Below are 17,688 nucleotides of genomic sequence, written 5' to 3' on the forward strand. Positions count from 1 at the left end.
CTCCGCGCGAAGCGCGGAGCAGCGAAGCTGCTCGCTTCGCTCGCAGGAGCCTTCGCGCTACGCGCGAAGCAGCTCGCTTCGCTCACTGCTTTTCTCCCCCGCTACGCGGGGGAGCTCGCTCCGCTCGCAAAAATACTCCGCTGCTTTCCTTGCTCTCCGCTGCTGCGCAGCGGAGAGCAAGGAAACCGCTCGCTTCGCGCGCTTCTTTCCTCCCCGCTGCGCGGGGAGGGCTCGCTACGCTTACAAGGAGTTCTAGAGCCCGCGCAGCGGGCTCTAGAAAGCAGTAACACTCCCTGCTGCGCAGGGAGTTGTCGCGCGCAGCGCGACACAGGACTGAAGGAGTCCGCGTAGCGGGCTTGCATCACTCACGCTCCGCGTGAGCGGAGCGGCTCGCTACGCTCACCACCCCCTGTTGACTCCACTGATGTTGAGTCAACTACGCGGAAAAGTAGACCTGAAGTGCCCGTTGCTCTTCTGGACAGGTGGCTTCCGCTGCGCTCCAGCCGCCCAGCACCGACACACAACCAGTGGGCACATGCGATGGCCCGTCACAAGACTGCAGGAGGAAGAAAAGTGACGGGAAGTTCTGATACCGACTTCCTTTTCAAGGAAAGACAGACCTGCAAAAAGAGAGGGGCACGGGCGGGGACCGGCAACCCTTTAAGAGGAGCTATTCGGCTCCTGCATGACCTGCTGGCGCCGGCTGCGGGACTGGGACGAGGCCGGGGTCTGGGACAGCCTCCACCTGCCGTAGGAGCGGGACGGTCAGCGCATATGGGGACGGTTGAGCAGGATGTCGGCTGCCATGGCGCGGACCTCGGTGTGGGTGTGGCCGGGGTGCTCGGCAGCGAGGAAGTGGCTGCCGATGGCCAGGCTGAAGGCGAGTAGGCTGCGGGCCTCGATCTCGTCGGAGTCGTCGCAGAAAGTGCCGATCATCTCGCGCAGCAGAGCCATGCGCTCGTTGTCCACCCGGCGCAGGCACGCGGCAGCAGCTGCGTCACGCCGGGCCCAGTCGCGGATCGCGAGGTCGATCGGCAGCAAGCGGTCGACGGACAGGGTCAGTTGACCGGCCAGCCGGATCTTCTCGCGCGGGTCGCCATCGAGCTGCTTGACCCGTTCGAGGACCTCGTCGATGCTCTCCCGCTCCCACGCGTCCAGCATCGCCTCCAACAGCGCGTTGCGGTCGGCAAAATACCCGTAGAACCCGCCCCTGGTGACCCCGAGTGTCTTGGCGAGGACCTCGACCCGTACGGAACCCACGCCTCCGGAGGCGAGCGCCCGCAGCCCCTCTTCGACCCAGGCCTCGCGCGGTGTGCGCTTCGCGCCCACGGTATGTCTCCTCTCGCGTCCCACGCCCGCTATACGCCACCGTATACAGCAACGCTCCCAGCCGGGATGTCTGTCGGCCCGTCCTTGGGTCACGCCTGAGGGCGACGCTGTGGTCTCCACCGTGGAGTTCGAGTCCCAGGACACCCTGGACGCGGCGTTCGCCGCCATCCAGGAACAGGTTGCCCCGATCACCGTCTTCGACAAGCGGGAGTGCAAGCCCCGGCAGGTCCACTACCTCCAGTCCCGGTAGGAACGACCACGATGAGGCTCCCTGGCACCGCCCACACCTCGCGGCCGTAGCGGATCCACGAACTCGCCCCCGGTTCCGGGTGGAGGACGTGTGGTGCTTCCGCAGCCCCGGCGCCGGTCCGGACGGCTTTCCCGTGATGCTCGGCGCGACGTCCGGCCGACTGACCTGCTCGTGCGGATGCACCCGGACCGGCGCCACATCCCGTGCCGTGCCTCTGTGTTCCCCGAGCGCATCCTCGATCTGCCGGCCCACGGTGAGGGGGTCGCATGCGTCCGCAGGCGCCGCTCGGGGAACCGCCGTTCATGAGGAGGAGGGCTTGGGTCCCAGCAGTGCCTTGCTGATCCATTCCAGGGATCCCTCGCGCATTCCGCGGACGTAGTCGCGGCCGTTGTGGCCTCCGTTGTCGATGGTGCGCAGGGTGGTTTTGATCGGGCCCTTGCCGTACTTCTGGATGAACTCCTTCAGATTGCCCGGGTCTTCCTTGGTGCCGATCTGGAAGTTGAGGTGGACGTCCGGTCCGCGCCGGGCGATGAGTTGCTCTGCGAGCTTCTCCGGGTTGTTCTCGTCCATCTCCTTCTGGTGCCCCTGCCACAGCTGTGAGTCCGGTTTGGTCATGCCGCCGCTGGCGATCACCGCTTTGAAGCGGTCGGGGTGCTTCATGACTTGTTTCAGGCCCACGAAGGCGCCGGTGGAGGAGCCCATGAACGCCCAGCCGTCGCGTGACTTGTACGTGCGGAAGTTCTGCCGGACGAGGTCGGGGACGTCGTCGGCCATCCAGGTGCCCATCTTCGGCCGTCCCGGTATGTCGCTGCCGTCGTGGTAGGCGCCCTTGTCCGGGTTGAGCACGGGCATGACCACGATGAAGGGGTGGTTCTTGCCTGCCGACGCTCCCTCGCTGACGGCCTTCTGCAGGCCGAGGTCGGTGCCCATCCAGTAGTTGGTGGGATAGCCGCTGCCGCCAGGCAGTGCGATGAGGACGGGGAAAGCGCTCTTGGCGTACGCGGGGTCCTTGTACTCCTTGGGCGTCCAGACCCATACGTCGCCCGTGAACCCGGACTTCGGGCCCGCGAGTGTGGTCTTGCTGATCTCGGTGCCGTCGTCCAGGCGGGCGGTCCTCTTGAATGCGGCGAGGGGCCCGGTGGGGAGCTGCACGTTGGGGTCGGTGCCGGTCTTCTGCTCCGGTCCGGCCCCGGGGCGCGCGGTGTCGCCGGCGTCGGCGTAGGTGACCGGCTCGCCGTTGTCGGAGAAGAAGTCGAGCTGCCAGGCAGTGATGCCGCCGGCGGCGAGCGCGAGCGCGGCGACCGAGCTGACGATGGCGAGCCGCCTGCGCTGTCGCTGTTTCTGCTGCCGGTTCACGCGGTAGACCCGGGGCTCGCTGTAGTCCTGGGCGTCGCTGCGCTGGTTCTGGCGGTCGTACTGCGGTGGGGGCTGCGTCATGTGCCTTGCTCCGGATTGCGCTGCTCGATGGGGCAGGGAGTCTGTCGGTGGAACGCTTCGGGATTCGGGGATTCTGATTGCCCGTCAGGAAATGGGAGCCGTCTCGTCAGGACGGTGCGGTTCTGCGCCCTTGTCGGGGGCGTGCCCCGGCATCAGTTTGTCGATCAGTGCCAGGGCGATGGCGGAGGCGATGAAGACCATGTGCACGATGACCTGCCACATGGTCTGCTGCCACTGCCAACCCGGTTCGCTGATGCCGATGAAGGCCTTCAGCAAGTGGATGGAGGAGATGCCGACGATGGCGGTGGCCAACTTGACTTTCAGGACATTGGCGTTGACGTGGCTCAGCCACTCCGGCTCGTCGGGGTGGCCCTTCAGATTCATCCGGGCGACGAAGGTCTCGTAGCCGCCCACGATCACCATGATGAGAAGGTTGGCGACCATCACCACGTCGACGAGCCCGAGGACGGCAAGCATGGTCGTCGTCTCGTTCGCCTTGCCGTTTCCCGCGAGGGTGTCACCGACCAGGTGGAACAACTCGGCGAGGAAGACCCAGACGTAGACCAGCTGCGCGACGATCAGGCCCGCGTACAGCGGTACTTGCAGCCACCGGCTGACAAACATGATGTAACCGATCCGGTGACCGATTTCCGGCCGGGGCCCCCGGTCTGCTCGGGGCTTCGGGACTGTGGGGGATTCGGAGTGACGCATGTACTGCTTTCTTCACGGGTTTTCTGACAGGGGGACTGAGCGGCTGCGAGCAGGTACGTCCATGACGGTCACCCCGGCTCCCGCGCGGCCTTCTCGTACAGTGCGCGTGCCCGTGTGTCGAAGAGGGCTGCGGTGGACTCGCTGTCGGTGTTCCCGCCGCTGAGTACGCCGATGAGTCTCCCGGGGTGTTCCGGGCCGGCGTGGTCGGCCAGCCACGGACTGCCGCTCGTGCCGCCCCAGAAGCCGGCGCATTCCATGCGCATCATCCCCGGCATTTCGTCGTCGCGCCGGGTGCGCGTGGTGCAGGAGACCGGCCGGTCGCGGGGGTTGTGGTCGGAGTCGGGATAGCCGATGACGGTGACGTCCCGGGAGAATCCGGAGGACCAGTCGGGGATCGTGGCACCGACTGCCTCCTGGACACTGCGGCCGCGCTCGTCCGGCTCGACGGTCAGGAAGGCGTAGTCGGCTCCGTCGTCCTCCTCGTCCTTCCAGCGGTCGTCGATGTGGATGCCGCGGACCTTCCATTTCCCGTACGGAGACCTCCCGCTGGCAGTGCCGGAGAATCCCGGTGCGAACTCCAGCCCCACCTCGGAGGGACCGGTTTGTTCGCCGTCCTTCGGGTCGCCGACGAGAGGGAAGACACAGTGCGCGGCGGTGGCGAGGACATTGCCGTTCGGGCTGTCCACGACGCTCGCCGTGCACCAGTGTTCTCCTTCGTCGTCGAGGAGCACGCCGACGTACGGGACTCCGTCGAAGGGCGCGGCCCGTGGCGTGGCCGGCTGGGCGCACGCGCCGAGGGCCAGCGCCGTGCCCACGGCAAGGACGGCGTGTCCGCGCCGCAGCCGTGGCGTCATCGGTCCCGCTCGGGCGTACGGCCGACGGCGGAAGGCGTCGGCGGAGCGGGCGCGGACGACGACGGTGGAGCCGACGCCGGCCGGTGCCGGCCGGCCGCCGAGCGCAGCGCCCACTCCAGCGGTCCGTGCCGCAGCGGCGAGCCGCGCCAGGCGTACCGCCAGGCACAGGCACCGGCCAGCGCGGCGGCGCTGAACCAGCCCAGCGCCTGCCAGGACCGGGCGCCGTACGCGGGCCATGCCAGGGCCAGGGCGTGGACGACGTACACGCTCAGCGACATCGCGCCGACGACGGCCAGCGGGCGCAGCAGGCGCAGCACGCGCGGGTTCGTGAACGCCATGGCCAGTCCGATCAGCGCGCCTCCCACTCCCGCGTTGCCCAGGGTCTCCAGCGGGGTCTGGCTGTAGGGCTCGGCGATCAGCAGCCAGTCCCAGGAGGTGCTGGGTATCGCGCCGAACTGCCGCGCGAGCACTGCCCGTACGGGGTCGGCCGCCGCCGAGGCACCGGGGTGGTGTTCGGCGATCGCGGCGAGCAGCCTCTCGCGCCCGCCGAGCCGTTCCGTGGCCAGCCAGGCGCCCCCGTATCCGGCGACGGCGGCCGCCGTTCCCCAGCCCGCCATCCGCCGTGCCGTGCCCGGACGCCGTGGATCGGCGACCCGGCCGAGTACGAGCCCGATGAGCAGGTACGGCAGATAGGTCAGCAGGGGGTAGGCCCCGGTGACCAGCAGGTCGGTGAGGGCCCGGCCCGCCCCCTCCCAGGTGGTGAGATCGCTCAGCGAAGGTGTCCCGCCGCGCCCCTGGGCCCGTACGCCGAGCGGCGGGCCGAGGACATAGGAGGCGAGCGGGCCCAGGACGGCGCTTCCGGCGGCGACCGCGGCCAGTACGGGGGTACGCAGCCGGGTGAAGGGCTCGCAGGCCAGGAAGTACGCGGCGTAGAAGGCCAGGATGACGAGGATGCCTGTCTGCAGGGAGGCCAGCGCCAGCCCCAGCAGTGCCAGGACCGCGCACCGCACGATTGTCGTCCGGGGCGGCGGGCCGGGCCGGGGCGTCGTGCCGCCCCGGGCCAGCGCGAGCGAGAAGCCGGCGACGAGGGTGAAGACGGCGGGCGCGCGGCCGTCGGCGGCCACGAGCACATACCCGGGTCCGTCCCGGTACGGCGCGGGCCCGACGTGGACGGCGAACATCCCGAGGATCGCCAGGCCGCGGACCGCGTCCAGCCCCACCAGCCTGCTCTCTCGCAGGTCCCTCATATCTCAGAGCTCCCATCCTTTTCTCTACAGACGGCAAAATTACGGACAAGGTTGCCCCATCCCTCCTGGGTTACCTTGGCGGGGCGGTCCGCGGCTGAGTCATGACCGGGGCAGCCCCGCGCGGACCGGATGCGAACGGAGAACCTGCATGGCTGTGACAGCACGTCCGATCCGTGGACCTCGCTCATCGCGCAGCGCTCGGGCGCGTGCGCGCGGAGGGGCCGCTGTCGCACTCCTGCTGATCGGTTCGGCGGTGGCCTACAGCGCGTGGATCCTGGAGTACTTCCTGGACACGGGACTGTCCTACTCCCATGCCTTCGTGAGCGAGCTTTCGGCACGTGACCAGCCGTACCGGTGGCTGTTCGGTGGCGCGGACGCCGTGGCCGGCGTACTGGCGACCGCTGCGGCAGCCGTCATGCTGGCCCTGCGGCCGCCCCGGGACCACTGGGCGACCACCGGATGGCTCGGGCTGGCGGTCTTCGGTATCAGCACGGCGGCCGACGTCCTTCTCTTCCCGCTGGACTGTGCCGTCTCCCAGAGCACGGAGTGCCGGGTCGCGGAGGACGCGGGCCGCGTGTCGCTGGGGCATCAGATCCATACGGGAACCAGCGCCCTCGCCGGAACGGGACTGTGCACAGCGGCTGTGACACTGTCCGTCGCGGTGCGCGGGAAACGGCGGTTGAGCCCGTTGACCGGCCCGGTCGGGCGGTGGCTGGTCGGCGGGCTCATCGTGGCGACCGTGGCGACGCTGGTCCTGGTTCCTTTCGCGTACGGTCACGGTGTGCCGCAACGCGCGCAGGTCGGGTTGGCCACCTGCTGGCTGGTTGCCGCCGGCCTCGCGGTGCGCCGTGCGACGGCGCGGTGAGTTCACCCTCCGCCACTGGCCGCCCCGGGAGGCGCTGACGGCGCCAGGTATAACACCCGTATGAAACATGTGACGTTACGCCGTCGTTCCCTGGTCGCCCTGACGCTCGCTCTGGCGGCGCTCCCGGCCCCGGCCGCCTCCGCCGCGGCCGGTTCGTCCCCCTCCCCCGCCGCCCCGGACCACGCGGTGGTACGCGAACTCCAGCGGCACGCCCACCCGCTGCGCAGCACGGAACCCGGCGGATCCACGGCCGACCTGGCCGCGTTCGCCTCGATGGCCCGCGGCGCCACGGTCGTCGGCCTCGGTGAGGCCTCGCACGGTTCGAAGGAAGTCTTCGCCGTGAAGGACCGGTTGTTCCGGTACCTGGTCGAGCGGGAGGGATTCTCCGCTCTCGCCACGGAGATGAGCTGGTCGGCGGCGGCCCGGCTGAACTCCTATGTCCTGACCGGTGAGGGCGACCCGCAGCAGATCATGCGCGAGGAGTTCCAGGACGGGTACAGCCTGTTGAACACCGAGGAACTCCTGCGGATGTTCCGCTGGATGAGGGAGTACAACCGCGCCGGGGCGCACAAGGTCCACGTCGTGGGCATGGACTTCTCCGACGCCGGTCCGGAACAGTACGAGCGCATCCTCACCTGGGCAGCCGCCCACGAGCCCTCCCTGGTGCCCGAACTGCGCCGCCGCTACGCGGCACTTCGGGCCCTGCCCGGTGGCGTCGCCACACGCATGGCCGCGCACAACGCCCTGCCGTTCGCCGAGCGCAGGACCATGGCGGAGGACGCGGAAGCCGCCTACCGGCTGCTCGCCCGGGCCGGTGAGCAGGATCCCTGGGTGCTCCAGGAAGCCTGGATCATCTCCCAGTTGGCCACGTCGTACACCTTCGACATCGACGACCCGGCCCAGGCGGGCGCCATGGGCCGCCACCGTGACCGGACCATGGCGGAGATCGCCGTGTGGTGGCAGCGCCGGACGGGCGACCGTGTCGTCGTCTCGGCGCACGACGGCCACGTCTCGTACGAAACCGTGATGCCCGCCTACTATCCCGTCACCACGGGCGCGGTGCTGCGTGAGCTCATCGGCGGCGAGTACCTGGCCGTGGGCACCTCCCTCTACGAAGGCGACTACCGCGCCCGGACGTCGGAGAGTGCCGCGGGGGTGTTCTCCGTCGGACCCGCCGCACCGGGCAGCAACGAGCACACCCTCGGCAAGGTCCGCTACCGCGACTACTACGTCGACCTGCGTGCGGTGGGCCGTGATCCGGTCGCGCGCGACTGGCTGGACACGGCCCGTCCGACGTTCGTCATCCCCGGGCGGTACCCGAACCTGCCGGCACCACCGCTGGCACTGGGCCGCGCCTTCGACGTCCTCGTCCACCTCCACCACGTGCACGCGTCCGTTCCGCTGCCGTCGTCGTGTTGACGCGGGCGCTGTCCGGGTCCCCGCGCAGCGCCGTCTCCTCGGCGACGACGGCCGTTTCGGCCAGGGATGCCCCGAGTCCGCCGTAGCGGGCCGAACGGACGGCCCCCCGTCATCTCGCCATACTGCCGGTAGGCCTTGCGTTCGATGCTGGGCCTCGTGGTGGGATAGGGCGATGCGAACCCCCACCCGCATACCCGTCCTCCCCGCCAACCCCTATGACGAACTCGCGTCACTGGACGACGAGTACGAGCCGTGCCCCCCGCACCCGCTCGACTCGGCGTTACAGCGCCCGGCGGGCGAAGTGGAGGACGAGCCGTGGTCACCGCCCGACCACCGCCGCGCCGCACCGCGCAGGCGCAGGCGCCGGGCACGGCGTCGCCCGCGTCACCGGCACCTTCCCCTGAAGCTGCTCATCACCGCCGGGACCGGCGCCGCCCTGCTCGTCCTCGCCGACCGGTGCGCCGCGCTCTACGCGGAGAAAGAGGCCGAACAGAAGCTTCAGCAGACCCTGCATCTCGAAGCGGCGCCCCAAGTGGACATCCGCGGCTTCCCGTTCCTCACCCAACTCGTCGACAAGGAACTGACGGAGGTCGACGTCACCGTGCCGCACCTCGCCGCCGACCGCGTGTCGATCGCGCGCGTACAGGCGAAGGCGCACGGGATACGGATCCGCGGGGATCTGCCCAGCGACATACGCGGCGCGGTGGTCGGACGCCTCAACGGCAGCGTTCTGCTCGCCTTTGACGACATGAACCGTGAACTGTCCGCATCCCAGCTGAAATTCGGCAGGGAGAGCGACGACACGATCGTGGCCCGCGGTGACCTGACCGTCGCCGGCCGGCCGGTACGCATCCGTGCCCGCGCACACGTGCACCAGGACGACGGGCAGTCCCTCTCGACCCGCCTCGACGCGGTGACCATCGATCTTCCGGGCATCGCGGTCTACCGCCCCGTCCAGGCGGACGGGAACCACGGCAAGAGCCTGACTCTCCACCGCGAGGCGGCCGAGCGCATCGCCCGCGACGCCGCACGCGTCAAGGCGCTGTTCTCCGTCCCAGCCCTCGCCGCCCGGCTGGGTGTCACGCCGGACGAGGTCGCGATCGCGCTCCGCGAGGACGAGCGGCTGCACGAGATCGCGGGGACACCCCGCTTCGTCGAGAGCCTGACCCGCATCAATCTGGTCGACGTCGTCGCCGGGCACCCTTGGCTCCTCCAGAAGATCGGCATCGACCCGGCGGTCGTCACCGGTCTGTCCCGGCTCCGGCCGCCCACGGTCACCGACGGGCTCACGCTCTCCTACACGCTGCCCGCCGAGGCCCGGAAGCTGGGCCTGAGACTCGACGGCGTGAAAGTCGGGGACGACGGGGTGCAGGCGGACGTGACCGCCGACGACCTGCCGGTCGACGCCACCGCGCACTAGGTTGCCGACGGTACTGAGCGTCGGATGCCAGGAGGTGTGTGCCATGGACGGCTTCGATCCCGTGACCGAGCACGCGAGGTGCCGTGCGACGCTGCGCGTCACGGTCGCGCGCCTGGCGCGGCTGCTGCGCGACATCCCCGATCAGGACGCGCCGTCGGGGCTGCCGGTGTGGTCGGTGGGAGACGTCGCCGCGCATCTCGGTGCCGTATACCTCGCGTTCTGCTCCGCTGTCACGGGCGGGTTCGAGGACTGGGCGCATATCCTGCCGCCGGACGAAGGCCCGTTGGCGGAGCGGATCGCGTCCTTGAACGCGGAGGCGGTGCGCCTCGTCGGCAGGGACGAGCGCCGGCGTCTCGGAGACTTCGTCGCCGAGCGGGGCGAGACCTTCCTGCGGGTGACGGAAGGCCTTGCCCCGGACACCCCGGTCGCCGCGCCCTGGTACGGGCAGCGGACGGTGCTGACGCTGGCGACGGCCACCGGGCTGCTCCTCAGCGAGAGCCTGCTGCACGGACTCGACATCGCGCGCCGTACCCGGCCGGCGTGGGCGATCGCCCCGGACGAGGCGCGGCTGGTGCTGGGGCAGGTGATGCCGACGATGATGCCGCTGGCCCTGGACGCGTCGCGGGCACGGGACGTGAGCATCGCGTACGACATCGCCGTCAGGGGCGGTCCGCGGCTCGCGGTGGTCTTCGGCGGCGGCACGGTGACGGTCGTGCGCGACGCGCCGCCGCGTGCCTACGACTGCCGGATCACGGCGACGCCCCTCGCGTTCCTGCTGGTCGCCTTCGGGCGTACGCCCGTGTGGAGACCGGTCGCCCTCGGCCGGCTGCGGGCCGGTGGCCGCAGACCGTGGCTGGCCCCGCGCCTCACCCGCCTCATCACGAGCCCGTGACGGTGCGGGGTGCACGGGATGGTTCTCGGAGTCCGCTGGAGGTTGTCCACTTTGGGATACAACTTTCGTCTCTCCCGTTGCGCGCACAGCACGCCCATGATGGAGGCAGCAGCACACGAACAGCACTGACGAAAGGGCTTCCATGTCGTTTCTCCCCCGCCACGGCCGGTGCACCCGGACCCCCCGACGGGCCCAGGGCCTGACTCTGGCAGCGGCCGGCGCGGGCCTCGCCGCCTCTCTCTTCCTCGCCGCACCGGCCCACGCCGTCACCCCGGACCGCACGGACACGACGACAGCCGCCCAGACCACCGACTCGGGCCACCGGACCGCCGAGCAGCACGTCGAAGCGCTGGCCCGGCTGGCCGCCCAGCGGCTCGCGACCGCCGACCAGGTCGCGGCGTCCAAGTGGATCTCGGACAAGCCCATCGAGGACCCGGAGCGTGAGAAGCAGGTCCTGGACGCGATGGACGCCGAGGCCCAGCGCCTGGGCATCGACCGGGCCACGGTCGAGCGGGTCTTCCAGGACCAGATGGAGGCCAACAAGTACGTCCAGCACCAGTTGCACGACTACTGGCGCGAGCACTCCGACCAGGCCCCCACCACCGCGCCGGACCTCAGCACGATCCGGGAGGAGATCAACCGCATCAATGCGGGCCTGCTGACGGCGATCCAGGGCGCGCAGCCCCTGCTGAGCGCGCCGCAGTGCTCGGGCGTCCGGGAGAAGGCGTACCGGACGACCGTCCACGATCTGCGTCTCGACGCCCTCCACGCCCAGGGGCTGCGGCGTGCTCTGACGGGCCTGTGCTCCCCCGCCTGACAGCCGGCGACCGCCGACTCCCCTGGGCCGGTGCCCAGGGGAGTCGCCGCCGCACGGGCGGGAGTTGACGGGGCGTCCTACGAACCGGCAGTGGATCCCATCCACTTGTCGTAGTACCGCTGGAACGTGCCGTCCGAGAGGGCCTTCGACAGCCAGCGGTCGATGTCCTTCTTCAACGGGCTGTTCCTGGGCGTCATGTACGCCTTCCGCACCTGTGTGAACGGTTCGTCGGGGTGGACCGGTGCCAGGCCCGGATGCTGTCGGGACTGGTATTTTGCCTCCAGCGCGTCCGTGATCATCACGTCCGCGTGGCCGTTCACGATCTCGTCGAAGACGGTGGTGTTGTCGTTCCAGACGGTGACCGTGGCGTTCCGCAGGTGCTCCCGGACGAACTTCTCGTTCGTACCGCCGGGGTTGACGATCACCCGGACGTTCTCGCGGTCGATCTGTTCCAGGGTCCGGTAGCGGTCCACGTCGGCGGATCTGACGAGCGGGACCTTGCCGTCGTCGAGGTAGGGCTCGGTGAAGTCCGCCTGCTGCTGCCGGTCGGGTGTGATCGAGACACCGCCCATGGCGATGTCGCATTTCCCTTGCCCCACAAGGTCGTTCATCATGCCGCCCCAGGTCGTCCGGACGAATTCCGGGCTGCGGCCGATCCGGTCGGCGAGGTCGTGCGCCATGTCGATGTCGATGCCGCTGTACTGTCCGGTGCGCGCGTCGAAGTACGTCAGCGGTTTGTAGTCACCGGTCGTGCAGATCCTGAGCTTCTCCGGCGCACCGGCATCCGCGTGGGCCGTGCCCGTACCGGCGAGCAGAGCGGCGAGGAGGGCACTGCACGCCTTGGCTGACGCGAAGGGTTTCCGCAGGCCGGGCGGCTTGGGCATGGTGGATCACCTCATCGGGGGCCGGACCGGATCGGGGAACGTCGGCTGGAAGCGGCGGCGTTGGGCACGGTAGCAGCTTGCGGGGCGGGCTGGTCCGTGTCAGCTGCCGGTGACCGTCGGCCACAGCCGGTCGCCGCCGCCCTCCACGACATGCCGTCCGATCCTGCGGAACCAGGCGTGTTCGCTGCCGTCCTCGTCGCGCCAGGACCGCATGCGGGTGGTGGTCAGGTGAAGCGGGCTGAGCCCGGTGAAACCGATCGCGCCGTGAAGCTGGTGGGCGATGCGGGTGATCTCGGCCACCGAGGCGGAAGCCTGCGCGGCGGCGGTCCAGGCGGCGAACCCGGCGGTGCCCGGGTCGGCCAGGGCGGCGGCCGCCGCCTGTCGCCGCCGGTCTGTGCCTGGCGCTCGCCCCTGAGCAGGTGCGCTCGGGGATTCCCGGGGTGGCCTGCCGCCCCCTGCGCGGCTACTCCCCCTGTCTGGAGACCGCGGTCGCGGTCGTCCATCGCTCGGACGGCTCCGACGCCGCCGTACAGCGGGTCCTGAAGGTGTTCGCGGCCTTCGGCCTGCCGGGGAGCGGCCGTGGAGAGGGCCGTCACGGTGAATGCGGTGGTCGGTGAGGGTGAACGTGGAGGATCGGACGCTGTTCCGGCTTGGCCGATCAGGGCGCTCCGGGTAGGGAGGCGGGGGGATTCACCAACCGCGAGGGTCAGGATCACACAGTGAAGAGAGCCTGTCGCACGAAGACGGCGGTCGCAGGTCTTTTCGGCCTGCTTGTGGTCGGGGGCGGGGCGCCGCCCGCCATGGCCTGGGGCGACGGACCGTTCCGCGCCGACGGCGACACCCACATCAGTTTCCAGGCCGGCTTCAGATGCGAGGGTGCGGCCCGGACCTGCGTCAACGGACCGGTGAACAGCGGCAACTCCAACAACGCGCAGAACGTCAAGCTGACCGGCAATCCCAGCAACAGCGGCAGCCCCACGAACAACAGCGGGTCCGTCAACTCCGGCTCCTCCGGTACCGGTGCCGCGTCGGGCAGTTCCAACCACCAGCAGAGCATCGGCAAGGGCGGCGACCTCCGTCTGTGAGCCGGCGGCACGGCGGGAAGGACCTACCGCAGGCTGGTGTCGTTCCTGCTGTTGCGCTCCGCGCCGGTGGCGGTGTTGAGGCTGTTGGTGGAGCCGGCCGCGGTCTCGATGTTGCCGCTGTCCACCGGGTTGCCGTGGTTGAGGAAGTTGTTGCTGTTGCTGCTGTTTCCGCTGTCGACCGGCCCGTTGACGCAAGGGTGCGGCGAACCGGCCACCGGCGACTGGTAGTGGAAGTCGGCCAGGCGGTTGTCACAGATGACGTAGGACACCATCCCGGTGACGGTACCGAGGTCGGCGCCCGTCACGGCGGACAGCAGGGACTCGCCCGGATTGGTCTGCGCCCGCGCGGTCCCGGTGCCGCACAGCACCAGGCCGCACGCCCCGGCGAAAGTCACCGTCTGCACGAGTCTTCTCACGACGCTCCTTGCCCGGTCGGCTTGTTGGTCCCGGACGTATCGTGCTGCGGTTGCCCTCCGGGGTCCCGACAACCCACAGGAGGCCAAACGCTCGTGGGCCGTATTCACCCGGACGACACAACCGGCAGCCCCGCAGGGCCCCGCCGGAGGGCCCGTCGCCTCCCGGCGCGGGGTCTGCGCCCGCGCCGGGAGGTGATGGGTCCGGGCCCACGACCTGACGCAACAGGCGTCACACCAGTTCGGGTTGCCGTTCCGGTTGCCGCACGGGTGCGGCCTTCGGTTCCCACATTTTGGTCGTCCGGATGTAGCCGTAGATCACCGAGGCCGTCGCCAGAATGAGAAGGGGTCCGAACACCCACGGGTATTCGGCCATCTGTACCGGCAGATAGCGGTAGGACACCAAGAACGCGGTGAAGACCGCTGTGCCGTAAGCGACCAGTTGGACTCCCGCCCGGTCCCAGCCGCGGTCGAGGGCGCGCAGAGCCGCCTCGATCGTGAGGGTGAACACCACGCCGGCGATGATGTCCGTGCCGTAGTGGTAGCCGAATCCCAGCGTCGCGCCGAGCGTGGCGACCAGCCAGAACGCTCCTCCGAACCGGAGAATGCGCGGGCCCTTGCGGGAATGGATGAAGATCGCGGTGGCCCACGCCGTGTGCAGGCTGGGCATGCAGTTGCGCGGGGTGATCTCGTCGAAGGGCATGTGCTGGGGCGCGGTGAGCGGCACCAGCGTGTCCGGCCACAGGTCGGCCACCGCCCAGTGTCCGCCGTCGGTGCCGTAGGCGAAGATCGGTCCGACCACCGGGAAGATCATGTAGATGCCCGGTCCGAGGAGGCCGATCACCAGGAAGGTGCGCACCAGATGATGTCCCGGGAAGCGGCGCTCGGTCGCCACGTTGCGCAGCTGGTACACCGCGACGAGGACCGCGGCCACCGCCAGCTGGATGTAGACGTAGTCGAGAACGTGGGCGCCGACCGGACCGGTGGCCTGGACGATCCGGCCCGCCAGCCACGAGGGGTCGCCCAGCGCGTGGTCCGCGGTGGCCACGTACTGGTCGAGCACCGTCGGGCGGGTCTTCGACGTGATGAGCAGCCAGGCGTCGCCGGTCTTGCGGCCGGCCACCAGCAGCAGGCCCAGTCCGACGCCCTTCAGCAGCAGGACACGTTCCCGGCCGGTGCGGCGCGTGACGGCGATGACCGCACAGGCGAGAACCACCCACAACGCGCCGTTGCCGAACATCATCTTGGCGTCGACCGCCCACCGCACCAGAAAGAAGACGATGTCGATGCCGACGGCGGCGCCGACCGCGATGAACCGCTGTCTCCAGGTGAGGACCACCATCATCAACGCCATACTGGCGTACAGCAGCGGCCCCGATTTAGGCGCGAATACGACCTCTTTCACCTGGTTGGTAATCGGCCCCGGCTGGCCGTAGTGACGCGCGGCTATTTCCAGCGCGACCAGGAATCCGAGGGCTATCACACCCGCCGTGGCCCACAATATCGCTCGCGGTTGACGACGTGCGGCGAACGCTATTCTGCTGTTTATTCGCGAGAACAACCGCGATGATGTAGGTATCAATTGTTCGGCCGATTTGCTAGACGTTGATTGAAGGGTCGTTCATCGTGCTGGACGGCATGTTTCCGGTGCAGGGCGGGCGACGAGGCGATCATCGCAAGCCCGAACATGCTATCGGAGCGGCCAGGGACACCCTGGCCGGGGTTTGTATCGGGCGAGTATCGAGGAACGCTTGGTTGTCCATCAAAACGGTGCGCCGGGCGGCGGCGAAGGAGGTTCCGCAGGGAGCCGGCGTGCCGTGACCCCGGCCCGCGCCCGAGTCGTACACCCGGTGCGACATGGCTATTCGCGGAAGGAAGGCACTGCACGGGGTGCACCGCATGTCCGTTGTGTGACGCGGTTGCCACGCTCGGTGTTTGCCATAGGGTTCCTTTTCGGGTCGCCGTATGCGCGTGTACGTACGGACCTGTGCCGCTCGACCGTCCGAACAGGAGTCATTCGCCCGTGTCCTCGTCCGCCCCTGCTCCGGCCTCTTCGCGGCCCGTCCGTGTACTGCTGGTCGAGGACGACGACCTGATGCGCCGGTCCTTCAGCGTCGCCCTTGAGCGCTACGGCTATCAGCTGGAGGCCGCGGCCGACGGCCTGGCGGGCCTGGAGCTGTTCCGCGAGGAGAGCTTCGACCTGCTGATCCTCGACGTGATGCTGCCCGGTCTGGACGGGATCGGCCTGTGCCGCCGCATCCGGGAGACGAGCCTGGTGCCCGTGCTGATGATGTCCGCCCGCGGCGACGGACTCGATGTCGTCGCCGGTCTGGAGGCCGGGGCCGACGACTACGTGGTCAAGCCGGTGGACACCTACGTGCTCGTGGCGCGGATCCGCTCCCTGCTGCGGCGGGCGACGTACGCGCCGGCCCCGGGGCCCGAGCGGGCCGCCGGCGAGGGGCCGTCACCGTCCGGGGCGGAGGTGCTGGTCTTCGGGGACCTGGCCATCGACACCGGTGGCATGGAGGTGTCCGTCTCCGGCTGCCCGGTGGCGCTGACCCCGACCGAGCTGAAGCTGCTGCTGGAGTTCGCCGCCCACCCGGGCATCGTCCTGGAGCGGCACACCCTGCTGCGCAATGTCTGGGAGTACGGCTGGGACGGCGACAGCCGGGTCGTGGACCTGTGTGTGCAGCGGCTGCGCAGGAAGCTGGGCCGGGAGCGGATCGAGACGGTCCGCGGCTTCGGCTACAAGTTCAGGCGTTGAGGCCGGTGCGCCCGTTCCGGCGGCTGCGGCCGGCCCGCGTGTCCCTGCGCTGGAAGATCGCGGCGCTGGCCGCGTCCACGGCGTGCCTGGTCGCGGCGGTGGTGGGCGTGCTGGTGCACGCGTGGACCGCGCAGGAGATCCGTTCCCGGGCCGAGGCGCGGGCCTTCAACGGCGTGTACTCGGCCATGGACGTCTACCGGCGCACCGGCGCTCTCACCGAGGGTGCCGAGATCGATCCGGCCGAACTGCCCGCCGTCCTGCGCAGTCCGGCCGACGGACAGCGGCACACCGCCTACGACGGGCGCGTGAGGGGGAACGTGGGCCCGAGGTTCTGGGCCGCCCAGCGGGTGGACGGACCGGGCAGCCGGGTACTGGCCGTCCAGGTCAACATGAACACGGAGCTCCACACATTGAGCCGGCTCGACGTGACCATGACGGTGGCCTCGCTGGTCGCGCTCGCGGCGGGCACTCCCCTGGCGGTCTACGCCGCCGGGCTGCTCGGCCGCCGGCTGCGGCAGGTCTCCGAGACCGCGGGCCGGATCTCCGCCGGGGACCTCGATACCCGGACCGGGCCCACCAAGGGCCGCGACGAGGTGGCCGACATCGCCGCCACCGTCGACCTCATGGCCGACAGCCTCGGCCAACGGCTGCGCGTCGAGCGGCAGTTCACCGCGGACGTGGCCCACGAGCTGCGCACCCCCGTCGGCGGTCTGCTCGCCGCCGCCGACCTGCTGCCGCCCGGTGAGACGGAGGATCTGCTGCGGGCCCGGGTGCGTGATCTGCGCGGCCTGGTCGAGGACCTCCTGGAGATCTCCCGCCTCGACGCCGGGGCCGAACAGCCCGTCCGCACCCGGGTGCCGCTCGGGGCGGTGGTCTCCGAGGCCGTGGCGCGCACCGGCTTCGGCACCGAGGTGACCGTCGCCGACGCCACGGACGGAGCGGCCACGACGGTGGAGACCGACCCGCGCCGCCTCGAACGGATCGTCAGCAACCTCGTCGTCAACGCCCACCGGCACGGGGAGAGCCCGGTGCGGGTCACCGTCGGGGACCGTACCGTCGTCGTGCGCGACCACGGCCCCGGCTTCCCCGCGGACCTGCTGCGCGACGGCCCGCGCCGCTTCCGCACGGGCGCGGCGGAGCGCGGCTCCGGCCACGGCCTCGGCCTGACCATCGCCCTGGGCCAGGCCCGGCTCCTCGGCGCCGAACTGCGCCTGGACAACGCCCCGGACGGCGGCGCCGAAGCCACCCTGCGCCTGCCGGACTGACCGTCCGGCCCCTCGGGGCAGCGGCTGCAGAGCTGA

The 17,688-nt window shown here is 70.0% G+C and carries 19 protein-coding genes; 10 read left to right on the forward strand and 9 right to left on the reverse strand.

Annotation, left to right across the window (positions count from 1 at the left end):
* Positions 1-765: 765 nt before the first annotated feature.
* Positions 766-1,329, reverse strand: coding sequence for a TetR/AcrR family transcriptional regulator (locus ACFP1Z_RS21970; RefSeq protein ID WP_390318591.1), 564 nt, complete (start codon positions 1,327-1,329; stop codon positions 766-768).
* 121 nt (positions 1,330-1,450) lie between these two features.
* On the opposite strand from ACFP1Z_RS21970, the gene ACFP1Z_RS21975 reads away from it, so the two are divergent.
* A complete protein-coding gene (locus ACFP1Z_RS21975) occupies positions 1,451-1,579 on the forward strand; it encodes a hypothetical protein (RefSeq protein WP_390318594.1) in 129 nt (42 codons plus the stop codon).
* A 300-nt stretch (positions 1,580-1,879) separates the two neighbouring features.
* Here ACFP1Z_RS21975 and ACFP1Z_RS21980 read toward each other — a convergent pair whose 3' ends face one another.
* The 4 genes from ACFP1Z_RS21980 to ACFP1Z_RS21995 all read right to left on the reverse strand — a co-directional run bounded on the left by ACFP1Z_RS21980 (position 1,880) and on the right by ACFP1Z_RS21995 (position 5,828).
* The gene (locus ACFP1Z_RS21980; protein ID WP_390318595.1) at positions 1,880-3,016 is read right to left on the reverse strand and encodes an alpha/beta hydrolase; all 1,137 of its coding nucleotides are present in this window, start codon (positions 3,014-3,016) and stop codon (positions 1,880-1,882) included.
* Positions 3,017-3,100: 84 nt separating this feature from the next.
* Positions 3,101-3,640, reverse strand: coding sequence for a TIGR00645 family protein (locus ACFP1Z_RS21985; RefSeq protein ID WP_390318597.1), 540 nt, complete (start codon positions 3,638-3,640; stop codon positions 3,101-3,103).
* A 155-nt stretch (positions 3,641-3,795) separates the two neighbouring features.
* Positions 3,796-4,581, reverse strand: coding sequence for a trypsin-like serine peptidase (locus tag ACFP1Z_RS21990; RefSeq protein WP_390318599.1), 786 nt, complete (start codon positions 4,579-4,581; stop codon positions 3,796-3,798).
* Positions 4,578-5,828, reverse strand: coding sequence for a heparan-alpha-glucosaminide N-acetyltransferase domain-containing protein (locus ACFP1Z_RS21995; RefSeq protein ID WP_390318601.1), 1,251 nt, complete (start codon positions 5,826-5,828; stop codon positions 4,578-4,580). The genes ACFP1Z_RS21990 and ACFP1Z_RS21995 overlap by 4 nt, the downstream gene beginning before the upstream one ends.
* Positions 5,829-5,976: 148 nt before the next feature.
* Between ACFP1Z_RS21995 and ACFP1Z_RS22000 the strand changes: the two genes are divergently transcribed.
* The 5 genes from ACFP1Z_RS22000 (at position 5,977) to ACFP1Z_RS22020 (ending at position 11,241) form a co-directional block, all read left to right on the forward strand.
* Positions 5,977-6,693 (forward strand): DUF998 domain-containing protein, encoded by a 717-nt coding sequence (locus ACFP1Z_RS22000; RefSeq protein WP_465269281.1) that lies wholly within the window; start codon positions 5,977-5,979, stop codon positions 6,691-6,693.
* Positions 6,694-6,753: 60 nt separating this feature from the next.
* Positions 6,754-8,112, forward strand: a complete 1,359-nt coding sequence (locus ACFP1Z_RS22005) for an erythromycin esterase family protein (RefSeq protein WP_390318605.1) — start codon at positions 6,754-6,756, stop codon at positions 8,110-8,112.
* A gap of 172 nt (positions 8,113-8,284) precedes the next feature.
* Positions 8,285-9,532 (forward strand): LmeA family phospholipid-binding protein, encoded by a 1,248-nt coding sequence (locus tag ACFP1Z_RS22010; RefSeq protein ID WP_390318606.1) that lies wholly within the window; start codon positions 8,285-8,287, stop codon positions 9,530-9,532.
* A 43-nt stretch (positions 9,533-9,575) separates the two neighbouring features.
* Positions 9,576-10,424, forward strand: a complete 849-nt coding sequence (locus tag ACFP1Z_RS22015; protein WP_390318608.1) for a maleylpyruvate isomerase N-terminal domain-containing protein — start codon at positions 9,576-9,578, stop codon at positions 10,422-10,424.
* Positions 10,425-10,566: 142 nt separating this feature from the next.
* On the forward strand, positions 10,567-11,241 hold the full coding sequence (locus ACFP1Z_RS22020; protein WP_390318610.1) for a chorismate mutase: 675 nt from the start codon (positions 10,567-10,569) through the stop codon (positions 11,239-11,241).
* Between the two features lie 77 nt (positions 11,242-11,318).
* Here ACFP1Z_RS22020 and ACFP1Z_RS22025 read toward each other — a convergent pair whose 3' ends face one another.
* Together ACFP1Z_RS22025 and ACFP1Z_RS22030 are read right to left on the reverse strand one after the other, a co-directional pair.
* A complete protein-coding gene (locus ACFP1Z_RS22025) occupies positions 11,319-12,125 on the reverse strand; it encodes a transporter substrate-binding domain-containing protein (RefSeq protein WP_390318611.1) in 807 nt (268 codons plus the stop codon).
* Positions 12,126-12,224: 99 nt separating this feature from the next.
* The gene (locus tag ACFP1Z_RS22030; protein ID WP_390318613.1) at positions 12,225-12,425 is read right to left on the reverse strand and encodes an Hpt domain-containing protein; all 201 of its coding nucleotides are present in this window, start codon (positions 12,423-12,425) and stop codon (positions 12,225-12,227) included.
* 140 nt (positions 12,426-12,565) lie between these two features.
* Here ACFP1Z_RS22030 and ACFP1Z_RS22035 point away from each other — a divergent pair, with 140 nt between their 5' ends.
* Positions 12,566-12,742 carry a hypothetical protein gene (locus tag ACFP1Z_RS22035; RefSeq protein ID WP_390318615.1) on the forward strand — a complete coding sequence of 59 codons (177 nt, stop codon included), beginning with the start codon at positions 12,566-12,568 and terminating at the stop codon, positions 12,740-12,742.
* A gap of 102 nt (positions 12,743-12,844) precedes the next feature.
* Positions 12,845-13,210: a hypothetical protein gene (locus ACFP1Z_RS22040; RefSeq protein WP_390318617.1), complete on the forward strand. Its 366-nt coding sequence runs from the start codon at positions 12,845-12,847 to the stop codon at positions 13,208-13,210.
* 23 nt (positions 13,211-13,233) lie between these two features.
* On the opposite strand, the gene ACFP1Z_RS22045 is transcribed toward ACFP1Z_RS22040, so the two are convergent.
* Both ACFP1Z_RS22045 and ACFP1Z_RS22050 read right to left on the reverse strand, forming a co-directional pair.
* Complete coding sequence (locus ACFP1Z_RS22045; RefSeq protein WP_390318619.1) at positions 13,234-13,626, reverse strand: hypothetical protein; 393 nt, start codon at positions 13,624-13,626, stop codon at positions 13,234-13,236.
* 229 nt (positions 13,627-13,855) lie between these two features.
* Positions 13,856-15,160 (reverse strand): phosphatase PAP2 family protein, encoded by a 1,305-nt coding sequence (locus ACFP1Z_RS22050; protein WP_390318862.1) that lies wholly within the window; start codon positions 15,158-15,160, stop codon positions 13,856-13,858.
* Between the two features lie 486 nt (positions 15,161-15,646).
* Here ACFP1Z_RS22050 and cseB point away from each other — a divergent pair, with 486 nt between their 5' ends.
* Positions 15,647-16,387, forward strand: a complete 741-nt coding sequence (gene cseB, locus ACFP1Z_RS22055) for a two-component system response regulator CseB (RefSeq protein WP_390318621.1) — start codon at positions 15,647-15,649, stop codon at positions 16,385-16,387.
* Between the two features lie 5 nt (positions 16,388-16,392).
* Entirely contained in the window at positions 16,393-17,652 is a 1,260-nt protein-coding gene (locus ACFP1Z_RS22060) for a sensor histidine kinase (RefSeq protein WP_390318622.1), read from the forward strand.
* Positions 17,653-17,688 lie beyond the last annotated feature (36 nt).

This window comes from Streptomyces gamaensis, assembly GCF_042656465.1.
In the GTDB taxonomy this organism is placed as follows: domain Bacteria; phylum Actinomycetota; class Actinomycetes; order Streptomycetales; family Streptomycetaceae; genus Streptomyces; species Streptomyces gamaensis.